Below are 11457 nucleotides of genomic sequence, written 5' to 3'. Positions count from 1 at the left end.
CCACCGATTCAACCAATGTCAAATCCGTGAAGAAAAATTCATCCGAACCACAACTTAGTTAACCTCTCGGCCAACTCGTTGCGACCTGGATTAATTTAGCCCCCACCCCACAAACAACACAAATCCCCAGTACACACCGCATTTTTAGGTGCATACTGGGGATAAACAGGGCGTCGTAAAGCGCTTAGTACGTCTCCGGCTCCTGGGTGCGCTTGATGTCAGCGCCCAAACGCGAGAGATTCTCAACGAAGTTCGGGTAGCCACGATCGATGTGGAAGACATCGTGAACGGTGGTTACTTCATCTGCGCACAATGCAGAGAGCACCAACCCAGCGCCGGCACGAATATCGGAGCTCCAAACATGGGTGGAAGAAAGTCGCTGCTGACCACGAATAACAACGTGGTGGCCATCCACCTGCGCATCGGCGCCGAGACGGAGCATCTCATCCACGAAGCGGAATCGCGACTCGAAGACGTTCTCCGTGATGACCGTGGTGCCTTCGGCAACGGCGGAAAGGCCAATCGCCATCGGCTGCAAGTCAGTTGGGAAGCCCGGGAACGGAAGCGTTTGGTAATCCACCGCAGCTGGTCGGCCGTTCATGCGAACGCGAAAACCGTTGTCATAATCTTCGATTTCGGCACCAGCGGACTTCAGCTTCTCCAGCGGTAGGTGCAGGTGACGGGGCGCGACACCGCCAACAGTGATATCCCCCTGCGTCATCGCTGCAGCATATGCCCAGGTACCGGCAACAATACGGTCACCGATTACCTTGTGCTCAGTGGGATGCAGCTTTTCCACGCCGCGGATCGTGATGGTGGAGGTGCCTTCGCCCTCGATATCTGCGCCCATCTCCTTGAGCATCATGCAAAGATCAACGATCTCTGGCTCGCGGGCTGCATTACGCAAGACGGTCTCACCGTCTGCGAGGACAGCGGCGGTAAGAATGTTCTCGGTTGCACCGACGGATGGGAAGTCCAAGCGAATGTTGGCGCCGTGGAGCTCATCGGCCACAGCTACTACCGCGCCATGCTCAATATGGGTACGTGCACCCATCTTCTCCAGACCCGATTGGTGCATATCCAGCGGGCGCGAACCGATGGCATCGCCACCGGGGAGGGCAATCTTCGCATGACCGCAGCGAGAGGTCAGCGGACCCAGCACGCAAACAGAAGCGCGGAACTGCCGTACAGCATCGAAGTCCGCGTTTGAGTGGAGCTTTTCGGGGACGGTAATCGTAACGACGTCGCCGTCGATAGTTACTTCGCAGCCTAGGCCTTCTAGAACCTTGCGCATCAACGGGACGTCGAGAATCTGCGGGCAGTTGGTCAACGTCGTGGTGCCTTCCGCCAAAAGCGAGGCGGCCATGAGCTTCAGGACGCTGTTTTTCGCGCCATCAACCACAACCGTGCCTTCGAGCCGTGCACCACCAGAGACAATAAATTGGTCTTTCACATCTTCCTAAACTACCGGATGCCCCTGAAAAACTTCTGCAAGTTTCAGGGGCATCCGGGTAGAAGAACCATGTATATCAGGGCAATGCGCCGATACGGCGAGCGGCATTGACCGCTTCGTAACGGGTATGCGCACCGAGTTTGCGCATCACGGAGCGTAGATAGGACTTCACGGTCTCTGCACCGATGCCCATTTCCTCAGCCGCCTCTACGTTGGTGTGGCCAAGCGCCACGCAAGACAGGACATCAAGCTCACGGGCGGAAAGCTTCGTAGACTGCTTAACGCGGACCGGGGAAACCATCTGGTCGCACAAAGCCTCAAGTTCCTTGCGCAGATCCTCGTCGTCTACGCGATTAGCCAACATGCGCAGCTTGGAGTGGGTGGAGCGCACCTGCTCCCACTCCGCACCATTCATGACGTGGCCGCGGGCAGCGCCGCTCTTGCCGCCATCGACGCGGCGCATTGCGGAATTAACCGCCAAATCCTGCTCCAGACAACGGGCGGTCATGGTTACTTCCTCAATAACCTTGTCTCCCAGACGTACTGGAGAGTGCACGCCGACATAGAGGACGCCGCGGATCTCACGCTGCACCGTGACCGGAACAGCCACGATGGAGTGCAGACCTTCGTCCTGAATGTAGCGGTCATTTTCATGCGAAATGGTGGTCGCACGAGCGTAGTCCGAAACACCTACTGCACGGCGCGTGCTGACAACACGGCCGCCCACTCCGACTCCAGCATCACTAATCAGGTTTTGCAAAGCCGGCGTGCGCAGGCCAACCCACTGGGTGATCTGCAGACGATTATCGGGAAGCAGGGTTCCGTACATCGTGACGGGAATGCCGGTTGCGGTCTTCAGGGAAGACAGTGCGGCGCGTACGGCTTCGTCGTCATCTTTGAGGCGATGCGGCTCCATGAGAATCTCTCTCCTAGTTGGGGGTAACCAGTAGGTGCACCCATACCCACCATGCGATTCGGGGGTAAAAGAACACGTTCCCCGCAGTATAACCGGCCAATGGGGGTAAGAATAAATCGCCTTACTGCCAAAGCACGATCCAAATCCCACAGCCAGTGCCCGAATGATCGGTTCAGAAGTCATGTACCGCTTGGTCTAGTAGCGAGGTGTACAGTGGCTAGGGTACGCACAAAGATATTTTCCAAGGAGTCCCCAAAGTGGCTGTCTACAACAACATTCTGGAAACCATCGGCAATACCCCACTGGTTCGCCTGAACCGTCTGACGGAGGGCCTCGGCGCAGAGGTGCTGGTAAAGGTCGAATCCTTCAACCCTGCTAACTCCGTTAAGGACCGCATTGGCAAGGCTATTATCGACGCCGCGGTAGAAGCCGGCGAGCTCAAGCCAGGCGGCACCATCGTCGAGGCCACCTCCGGCAACACCGGCATCGCGCTGGCCTTCGCTGGCGCTACCCTTGGCTACAAAGTCATCCTCACCATGCCGGAGACCATGTCCAACGAGCGCAAGGTGCTGCTGCGCGCTTATGGCGCAGAGATCGTCCTGACCCCAGGTGCAGCCGGCATGAAGGGTGCCGTCGACAAGGCGAATGAGATCATCGCCAACAACGACAACGCCATCCTGGCTTCCCAGTTCGCCAACGAGGCAAACCCGAAGATCCACGAGGCAACCACCGGCCCAGAGATCTGGAACGACGCCGAAGGCAAGGTTGATGCTTTCGTCGCCGGCGTCGGCACTGGCGGCACCGTCACCGGTGTGGGCCGCTACCTGAAGTCCAAGAATGCCGACCTCCACCTAGTTGCCGTCGAGCCGGCTGACTCCCCTGTTTTGTCTGAGGGCCACGCTGGCCCGCACAAGATCCAGGGCATCGGCGCAAACTTCGTCCCAGAGGTACTGGACCGCGAGCTGCTCGACGAGGTCATGACCGCCACCAACGAAGAGGCAATTGAGACCTCCCGCAAGCTAGCTACCGAGGAAGGCCTGCTGGTGGGTATTTCCGCCGGCGCAAACATCTCCGCAGCGCTCAAGCTGGCTGCTCGCCCAGAGTTCGAGGGCAAGACCATCGTTGCGGTTCTGCCGGACTTTGGTGAGCGTTATGTCTCCACCGTTCTGTTTGAGGACATCCGCGAGGCATAATTTGCCTGTCGTTTGAATGAAAAGCACCCATCTTATTGGTGGGTGCTTTTTCTTTGCCAGTAGTATGTACCACATGAACGTCCTAAAGATGATTCGCGAGGATTTGGCGAATGCCCGTGACCACGATCCCGCGGCCCGAGGAGATGTGGAGAACGCCATAGTCTACTCTGGCCTGCATGCCATCTGGGTGCACCGCATCTGTCATTGGATGTGGAAGCGCGGTTGGCGCGGCCCTGCGCGCATCCTTGCGCAAATCAATCGTTTCTGGACCGGAATCGAAATCCACCCTGGAGCCACCATTGGACGTCGGTTCTTCATCGACCATGGCATGGGAATCGTCATTGGTGAGACCGCCGAAATCGGCGAGGGCGTGATGATCTATCACGGCGTCACGTTGGGCGGCCAGGTGCTCACCCAAACCAAACGCCACCCCACTGTCCAAGACAACGTCACGATTGGCGCTGGCGCCAAGGTGCTAGGTCCCATCACCATCGGTGAGGGCTCTGCTATTGGCGCAAACGCAGTTGTCACCAAGGATGTGCCAGCAGAGCACATTGCTATTGGTATTCCAGCAAAGAACCGTCCGCGTAAGAAGGAAGAGCGCATCAAGCTCGTCGACCCCGACTATTACATCTAGGTCCACACACATCGAGGCTGGGCTGCCTGCTCCGCGTCTTGTACGCAAGTGCGGAGCAGGCAGCCCAGCCTTTTGTCATTTTCGGTGTGCTTAGTGCGCCAGCAACTCCTTATAAGTTTCGTTCTTCTCAATAAAGCGTGCGACGGCAGAGCAAGTAGCAAGTACGCGCTTGTTGGACGAGGCGGCGTCGTCAAGCGCGGCTTTGATGAGAGGCTTCGACAACCCTTGGCCTTGGAAGCGCTCGTGCACAACGGTGTGTTGGAAATCGCGAACGTCACCCGAATCGGCGTACTCGGCGTAACCTGCTTCCTCACCCCCTACGGCGATGACGTAGCGGGCATTATCTGGCTCGTGGTTGATTACTGGTTTCTGGACAGTCATAGAGCCCCATTAAACCATCACCGAAAACCAAAAAGGTCCCCTTCCAAAAGAAGGGGACCTATTTTGTGGCCAGAGCCAGGATCGAACTGGCGACCCCACACTTTTCAGGCGTGTGCTCTACCGACTGAGCTATCTGGCCAGAAGCCACAAGTGACTTCGGCGACCCTGACGGGACTTGAACCCGCGACCTCCGCCGTGACAGGGCGGCGCGCTAACCAACTGCGCCACAGGGCCATTTTTCAATTTTTCGTACCTCATTGGGCACGGATAGTTACTTTACACAACGTTGCCGAATTCAAACAAATCTGCAGTTTAACTACGGTTTTCGCTACTTTTGCGCACTAATTTTCCCAGAGGCCGCATGAGACATGCGTGAAATATAAGCGGGCGCATACACGCAAAGATTTCAGGCCAAGCCATATAAGGCACTATAAAGGCGCGTGCGCTTGCCGACGCCGCCTCTTCGAGCCCGAGCCACACCTCACGGCTTCAGCGGCCCTATACGTCGCCATAAAGACGTTTTTGAAGAACGCGCTACACCTCTAAGTCCCACCCCGGTGAAACAGCGGGTTAAGGGTCAAAAAGTGTGTCCGGAATCGCGGATTTTCACGGATTGACCTGTAGGTTTCCGGAAAGTATATGCTCCGGAAGCATATATCTAGCCCCCGACGGGAAATCCTCGGTGTGGCAGCCGTGATGTGCTATGCGCGGCGTGGTGTGGTGTCGCAATGTCGAAGAACCAACCACGCTGCCACTGCGGCGGTGAAATGAAACGCAACGGCACCACCAGCAAAGGCACCACCAGATGGCGCTGCAAACAATGCGGCGCCTCCAGCGTCAAACGTCGAAACGACATCACCAACGCGGCAGTGTTCACCCAGTTCATCGAGCATTGCACCACCGCAATATCACTCGACGACCTAGCCAAACGAAACGGTGTTAGCCGCGCCACCATGAAGCGGCGCTTCAAGTGGTGCTGGCTCGTTGATGTGCCTGACCCCACCGCCGGCCACCACAAGCGGATCTACGACCAGGTATTTCTCGATGGCACCTACACCGCCGGTGGCTGCCTGATCGTCGCGGCGACCATCGACCACGTGATCGCCTGGCACTGGTGCAAACACGAAACCACCCGCGACTACCAACTGCTGCTTGAACGCATCGAAGCCCCACTCATCGCCGTCATCGACGGCGGCCAAGGCGCATACAGCGCAATCAAAAAGTGCTGGCCGACTACGAAAATTCAACGCTGCCTCGTCCACGCCCAACGCGTGGTCCGCCGCTACACCACCACCAACCCACGCACCGATGCCGGGCGCACCATCTACCGACTTGCGCTGAAACTGACCCGGATCACCACACTGGATGAAGCCGCCGCGTGGGGTGTGCAACTGCACGAGTTTTCAACGATCTACCGGGAATGGATGAACGAGAAAACCATGATCAAAGACCCCAAAACAGGTGCATGGACCCGCGTGTGGACCCACCACAACGTGCGCAAGGCCTACAACAGCCTCAACCATCTTTGGCGGTCCGAGATGCTGTTTGTCTACCTCAACCCGCCAGCAGGAGTCCTTGCGCCCGAGCGGATCAAATCCACCACCAACAGCTTAGAAGGCGGCATCAACGCCCAGCTCAAACTGCTCGCCAGAACCCACCGCGGCAGATCAGGCGAACGACAACGCCGCATGCTGGATTGGTGGCTCTACTTAAAAACGGAACTGCCTGACGATCCAGTACGAATCGCCAGGCAGTCCGACTGGGGCCAGGGCCAACTCGCCAAAGTATCCACCCTGACCCAAACCGAGAACCAAGCCGACCACGAAACAGGACGCCCAGCCCTCTACGACAACGCTATCGACACCGACTACACCCACTCAATCGGCATTCAAAAAGGCCAAATCTAACCCCCGCGACACGCCGAGCCAGACACACATTTTGACCCTTAACCCGAAACAGCCCCCTGTTCCAACTCACCCCTACACAGTAATGGCCCCCAGTGGATCTCGAGCGGGGCCTTAACCGAAAGAAAGCAAAAAGCCGGCTCCATCACTGGAACCGGCTTATCAATATGGCGACCCTGACGGGACTTGAACCCGCGACCTCCGCCGTGACAGGGCGGCGCGCTAACCAACTGCGCCACAGGGCCATATTGAATTTTGACCTTTGAAAGGTCGGCATGAAGCAAGAAGCTTCGTACCCCCAACGGGATTCGAACCCGTGCCGCCGCCGTGAAAGGGCGGTGTCCTAGGCCGCTAGACGATGGGGGCCCATTGCTCTGTAGCAACGTCTTAAAAATATACTGGAGGAGCCGCGCGTTACAAAATCGCCCTGAAAGGAACCCCTAGATGAACGCAGAAAACCATGTCTGACCAGCAACATACCTGCGCCTGTCATGAGCCTCACGTGCACGGGTATAATGCGGACAGCAAAAACAAAGCGAGGTATTTGGCGCGTTTGAAGCGCATCGAGGGTCAAACGCGCGGCATCCACCGCATGATCGAAGAAGACAAATACTGTATTGACATCATCACGCAGATCTCCGCAGTAACCTCCGCGCTGGAAAATATCTCTTTGGCCTTACTCGAAGACCATATTGAGCACTGCGTAGCCGGTGCCGCCGCCGAAGACGGTGAACTGGCCAAAGAGAAGCTAGAAGAGGCCATGACGGCTATTCGCAAGCTGGTTAAGAGCTAACGCCCCCCAACCAACACATCATGCGAATCTTCAGCGACACTTCAAAGGTCTGATTAGATTAAGCACGAGCTCTCCCTAGCCCCTAGACAGGGAAAGGAACAACTCCAGCACGACGATGAGTTACCCCGAAACTGCGCCAGAATTAAACCAGTCCAACAATTCGGGACACTTCATAAACAAGGCACAAGGTGGGCATAAAAATTCCCCTTGGCTTTTACCAAGGGGAATCAAATGTGGGCCCTCCGGGGCTCGAACCCGGGACCTGCGGATTAAAAGTCCGTAGCTCTACCAGCTGAGCTAAAGGCCCATCGCGAAATCATTTTAGTAGGCCCCGCTAAAGAAACGAAACTGGCCCCCACTTTATTGCGGGGAGCCAGTCATGTTTGCTCGTCAGGGGCTAAATGCCGCTGAGTTTGCTTAGCCGCGCATGTCGCCCTTTTCGGCGAAGTTGATCTGGAAGTCGAAGGCGGTCTTCAGATCGTGCGGGGTGTGGACGAACTTGTTGGCGGAAGCACGCTCGTAGTACTCCTCCAGCAGCGGACGGTAATCCGGGTGCGCCACAGCGATGATCTTTTCCACGCGCTCACGCGGTGCGAGACCACGCAGGTCAGCGACACCGTACTCGGTTATGATGACCATGGTGTCGTGCTCGGTATGGTCAGTGTGGGAAACGAAAGGAACAATCGCGGAGATTGCGCCACCCTTTGCCACAGACGGGGAAACGAACGTGGAGATGTAACCGTTGCGGGTGAAGTCACCGGAGCCGCCGGTGCCGTTCATGATGCGGGAGCCGCCAACGTTGGTGGAGTTGATGTTGCCGTAAATATCGGCCTCAATCATGCCGTTGGAGGAGATAAGACCCACGCGGCGGATGACCTCAGGGTGGTTGGAGACCTGCTGCGGACGCAGAATGATGTGCTTGCGGTAGCGCTCTGCCTCAGCGTTCATCTTCTCTGCGTACTCCGGGGAAAGTGCAAAGGAGGTAGCGGAAGCGACAGACATCTTGCCGGCGTCGATAAGGTCGAGCATGCCGTCCTGGATGACCTCGGTGTAGGCCTGGATGTTTTCAAACTTGGACTCCAGCAGGCCTGCCATCACGGCGTTCGGGACATTACCCACGCCGGACTGCATGATGAACTTGTCATACTCCAGGCGGCCAGCAGCAACCTCGCCCTCAAGGAACTCGATGAAGTTAGCGGCGATCTTCTCGGATACCTCATCCGGAGCCTTAAATGGCGCGTTGCGGTCCGGAGCATTGGTCTCAACGACTGCGACAACCTTTTCGGTCGGCAGCTCGATGTACGGGGTACCGATGCGGTCATCAACCTTGGTGATCGGGATTGGCTGGCGGTTAGGCAGCTTCTCGATCTTGTAAATGTCGTGCATGCCCTCGAGGTTCTCGGACTGCCAGGTGTTTACCTCGAGAATAATCTTGTCTGCAGCTTCGATGTATTCCAGGTTATTGCCCACTGCAGAAGACGGGATGATGTTGCCGTCTTCCAGGATGCGGACAACCTCGATGATTGCGACCTGGAAATCGCCGTAGAAGCCCTCCTCTACCTGCTGGCCGGAGTGGGAAAGGTGAATGTCCTGGTAAAGAATCTCGCCTGCGTTGGCCTTGTTACGCAGAGTCGGATCGGAGTTGTACGGAGAGCGGAAGCGCAGTGCGTCCGCCTCTGCCAGCACACCGTCACAATCCGGTGCGGTGGAAGCGCCGGAGAAGACATCGATCTTGAATTCCTCACCAGCAGCGTGTGCAGCCTTTGCCTTTTCAGCGATGGCGGTAGGCAGCGCCTTTGGGTAGCCCGCACCGGTAAAGCCTGAGATACCGACGCGGTCACCGTGATTGACAAACTTTGCAGCTTCTTCAGCAGAAACGACAAGTTCCTTAAACGGCACGTATCCGATCCTATCGGTCAAAGTAAATCCTCCTTTATATATAGGGCCGACCGTACGACACGATCAGCCCCTTTAAGTTACATGCACCACATTAGCGAACTTGTTGAGGTTTTACCGAAAACTTCGCAAACTTACACACCCCCGTCACAACGACGCGCCAAACTTGCCACGCCACCTGCCCAAAGAGCACAATTGGCTGCGTGAATCTTGCAATCGGAAAAATCGAGCTCAACTCCCCCGTTGTCCTAGCCCCTATGGCGGGCGTAACCAACGTGACCTTCCGCACGCTCTGCCGGGAACAAGAAATTGCGAAGACCGGAACGGTCTCCGGACTATATGTATGCGAGATGGTCACCGCTCGCGCGTTGGTCGAGCGCAATGAAAAGACCATGCACATGACCACGTTCGGGCCAGACGAAAATCCACGCTCGCTACAGCTGTACACCGTCGATCCGGAGTACACCTACAAGGCAGCAAAGATGATCGTTGATGAAAACTTGGCCGATCACATCGACATGAATTTCGGCTGCCCCGTGCCCAAGGTAACTCGTCGCGGTGGCGGCTCAGCTCTGCCCTATAAGCGCCGTCTCTTCGGCAACATCGTCGCCGCCGCAGTTAAGGCCACAGAGGGCACCGACATTCCGGTTACCGTGAAGATGCGCGTGGGCATCGACGACGAGCACCACACGCACTTGGACGCAGGACGCATCGCAGTGGAGGAGGGTGCCGCGGCCGTCGCCTTGCATGGGCGCACAGCCGCGCAGCGCTACTCCGGCCATGCCGATTGGAATGAGATCGCACGGCTCAAGGAGCATCTAGCCGATACCGGCATCCCGGTGCTGGGCAACGGAGATATCTTCAAGGCCACCGATGCCCGCGCCATGATGGAGCAGACGGGCTGCGACGGTGTCGTCGTCGGGCGCGGTTGCCTCGGCCGCCCCTGGCTCTTCGCAGAACTGTCTGCGGAGCTGCGTGGCGAGCCAATTCCTTCCGAGCCAACCTTGGGCGAAGTGACGCAGATTATGATTAGACATGCGGAGCTGCTGGCGCAGCACGATGGCGAGCGTCAGGCCAGCCGCGATATCCGTAAGCACGTGGGTTGGTACCTGCGCGGATTCCCCGTAGGAGGCGAGGTACGCTCGGGCCTTTCGCGCGTGGATTCGGTAAATAACCTGCGCGAATTGCTGGCACCGTGGGCCGATTCGCAGGCGCTTGCCGACGACGCGGATGGCGCACGTGGGCGTCAAGGCTCACCCGCCAAGGTGGTTCTACCCGAGGGTTGGCTGGACGATCCAGAGGACGCAACTGTGCCGGAAGGTGCGGAAATTATGCATTCGGGCGGATAGATATAGCCATAACGAGCATTAGACCAAAAAGTGGTCTATCATTTTCGACATGCGCACCGCATATCGCGAACATCTAGATAGCTTCTCGCACGACCTCATTATCATGTGCGACATCGTCCATAACACCTTAAAGCTCGCCTCTGAAGCACTGATTGAGTCCGAACTCCACTCCGCTGAAGAGGCCATGTCTTTGCGCGAGGAACTGGACGAAGTCCGTAACCGCTGTGAGGAGCGCGCTGTCTTGCTGCTCGCGCTCGAAAATCCCATGGCCAAAGATCTCCGCCAGGTCGTCTCCTCCATCTACATCGTGGAAGACCTCCACCGCATGGGCCGTCTGGCCCAGCACGTGGCATCGGGTGCCCGCCGCCGCCACCCAGATAACGTGGTGCCCGCAGAGTACATCGGCTATTTTGAGGAGCTCGCACGCTTAAACGACGACATGATTAGGATGTTGCGCGAAATCTTAGTGACCCCGGACCCCGATACCGCCCTGCGGATGGCCTCTGAAGATGATGCGGTAGATGACATCAACCGCTACCTTTTGTCCATCCTGACGAATCGGGAGTGGAAAGCAAGCGTGCGCGAGGCCGTGGAAACTTCCCAAACGACCCGCTACTACGAGCGTTTCGCCGATCACTGCGTCAGCGTGGCCGGCCGCATCATTTACCTGTCCACCGGGCTCGCTCCGGAAGCCTATATGGCCAAATTAAGCGAGGAAGAAAGGGACAAAGAGTTCGAGTCCCGCATGGCCGAGCTCGAACGCCAGTTCCGCCGTTAATCCTTACTAGGTAGCTAGACCTTTAAGGCAACGCTGAAGCACATTCAATCCAACTACAGGCGTTTCCCGAAAACTGTCTATTTAGATCAATTTTCATTATCCTTAATAACGCTAAACCCCGCTTCCCTCTTATTTCAAAGGAAGCGGGGTTTATCCG

10 protein-coding genes and 5 tRNA genes are annotated in these 11457 nt (G+C 57.1%); 6 read left to right on the top strand and 9 right to left on the bottom strand.

What is annotated here, in order from left to right; all coding sequences use genetic code 11:
• Window positions 1-184: 184 nt before the first annotated feature.
• Together murA and ramA are read right to left on the bottom strand one after the other, a co-directional pair.
• Window positions 185-1453, bottom strand: a complete 1269-nt coding sequence (murA, locus tag QKB66_RS11880; RefSeq protein WP_070497737.1) for a UDP-N-acetylglucosamine 1-carboxyvinyltransferase — start codon at window positions 1451-1453, stop codon at window positions 185-187.
• Window positions 1454-1529: 76 nt separating this feature from the next.
• Window positions 1530-2369, bottom strand: a complete 840-nt coding sequence (gene ramA, locus QKB66_RS11875; protein ID WP_248092774.1) for an acetate metabolism transcriptional regulator RamA — start codon at window positions 2367-2369, stop codon at window positions 1530-1532.
• 257 nt (window positions 2370-2626) lie between these two features.
• Between ramA and cysK the strand changes: the two genes are divergently transcribed.
• Window positions 2627-3562 carry a cysteine synthase A gene (cysK, locus tag QKB66_RS11870; RefSeq protein WP_061924471.1) on the top strand — a complete coding sequence of 312 codons (936 nt, stop codon included), beginning with the start codon at window positions 2627-2629 and terminating at the stop codon, window positions 3560-3562.
• A gap of 73 nt (window positions 3563-3635) precedes the next feature.
• Entirely contained in the window at window positions 3636-4199 is a 564-nt protein-coding gene (gene epsC / locus QKB66_RS11865) for a serine O-acetyltransferase EpsC (protein ID WP_096337004.1), read from the top strand.
• 90 nt (window positions 4200-4289) lie between these two features.
• Here the strand turns inward: epsC and QKB66_RS11860 are convergent, their stop codons facing one another.
• The 3 genes from QKB66_RS11860 to QKB66_RS11850 all read right to left on the bottom strand — a co-directional run bounded on the left by QKB66_RS11860 (window position 4290) and on the right by QKB66_RS11850 (window position 4814).
• Window positions 4290-4580: a GNAT family N-acetyltransferase gene (locus tag QKB66_RS11860; RefSeq protein ID WP_248092775.1), complete on the bottom strand. Its 291-nt coding sequence runs from the start codon at window positions 4578-4580 to the stop codon at window positions 4290-4292.
• A gap of 66 nt (window positions 4581-4646) precedes the next feature.
• A tRNA-Phe gene (locus QKB66_RS11855) sits at window positions 4647-4719 on the bottom strand.
• Between the two features lie 21 nt (window positions 4720-4740).
• Window positions 4741-4814, bottom strand: a tRNA-Asp gene (locus QKB66_RS11850).
• Window positions 4815-5308: 494 nt separating this feature from the next.
• Here QKB66_RS11850 and QKB66_RS11845 point away from each other — a divergent pair.
• Window positions 5309-6487, top strand: a complete 1179-nt coding sequence (locus QKB66_RS11845) for an IS256-like element IS1249 family transposase (protein ID WP_005323424.1) — start codon at window positions 5309-5311, stop codon at window positions 6485-6487.
• A 165-nt stretch (window positions 6488-6652) separates the two neighbouring features.
• Here the strand turns inward: QKB66_RS11845 and QKB66_RS11840 are convergent.
• A tRNA-Asp gene (locus tag QKB66_RS11840) sits at window positions 6653-6729 on the bottom strand.
• 48 nt (window positions 6730-6777) lie between these two features.
• Window positions 6778-6850: transfer RNA gene (locus QKB66_RS11835), tRNA-Glu, on the bottom strand.
• Between the two features lie 94 nt (window positions 6851-6944).
• On the opposite strand from QKB66_RS11835, the gene QKB66_RS11830 reads away from it, so the two are divergent.
• Window positions 6945-7277, top strand: a complete 333-nt coding sequence (locus QKB66_RS11830) for a metal-sensitive transcriptional regulator (protein ID WP_248093165.1) — start codon at window positions 6945-6947, stop codon at window positions 7275-7277.
• Window positions 7278-7511: 234 nt separating this feature from the next.
• On the opposite strand, the gene QKB66_RS11825 is transcribed toward QKB66_RS11830, so the two are convergent.
• Window positions 7512-7584, bottom strand: a tRNA-Lys gene (locus QKB66_RS11825).
• Window positions 7585-7694: 110 nt separating this feature from the next.
• Window positions 7695-9197: an acetyl-CoA hydrolase/transferase family protein gene (locus QKB66_RS11820; protein ID WP_070455474.1), complete on the bottom strand. Its 1503-nt coding sequence runs from the start codon at window positions 9195-9197 to the stop codon at window positions 7695-7697.
• A gap of 179 nt (window positions 9198-9376) precedes the next feature.
• On the opposite strand from QKB66_RS11820, the gene dusB reads away from it, so the two are divergent.
• Together dusB and phoU are read left to right on the top strand one after the other, a co-directional pair.
• Window positions 9377-10522, top strand: a complete 1146-nt coding sequence (gene dusB / locus QKB66_RS11815) for a tRNA dihydrouridine synthase DusB (RefSeq protein ID WP_414253374.1) — start codon at window positions 9377-9379, stop codon at window positions 10520-10522.
• A 49-nt stretch (window positions 10523-10571) separates the two neighbouring features.
• Window positions 10572-11300, top strand: coding sequence for a phosphate signaling complex protein PhoU (phoU, locus tag QKB66_RS11810; protein ID WP_414253373.1), 729 nt, complete (start codon window positions 10572-10574; stop codon window positions 11298-11300).
• Window positions 11301-11457: the final 157 nt, after the last annotated feature.

Origin of the sequence: Corynebacterium sp. c25Ua_89 (genome assembly GCF_047459735.1) — a bacterium.
GTDB classification, from domain to species: Bacteria; Actinomycetota; Actinomycetes; order Mycobacteriales; family Mycobacteriaceae; genus Corynebacterium; species Corynebacterium simulans.
This window is presented reverse-complemented; position numbering and strand designations above follow the sequence as displayed.

Excerpts from the sequence above, each read along its gene's own strand:
- ramA (WP_248092774.1), bottom strand. The coding sequence starts at position 2,369 with ATGGAGCCGCATCGCCTCAAAGATGACGACGAAGCCGTACGCGCCGCA.
- epsC (WP_096337004.1), top strand. The coding sequence starts at position 3,636 with ATGAACGTCCTAAAGATGATTCGCGAGGATTTGGCGAATGCCCGTGAC.
- QKB66_RS11860 (WP_248092775.1), bottom strand. The coding sequence starts at position 4,580 with ATGACTGTCCAGAAACCAGTAATCAACCACGAGCCAGATAATGCCCGC.
- QKB66_RS11845 (WP_005323424.1), top strand. The coding sequence starts at position 5,309 with ATGTCGAAGAACCAACCACGCTGCCACTGCGGCGGTGAAATGAAACGC.
- QKB66_RS11830 (WP_248093165.1), top strand. The coding sequence starts at position 6,945 with ATGTCTGACCAGCAACATACCTGCGCCTGTCATGAGCCTCACGTGCAC.
- phoU (WP_414253373.1), top strand. The coding sequence starts at position 10,572 with ATGCGCACCGCATATCGCGAACATCTAGATAGCTTCTCGCACGACCTC.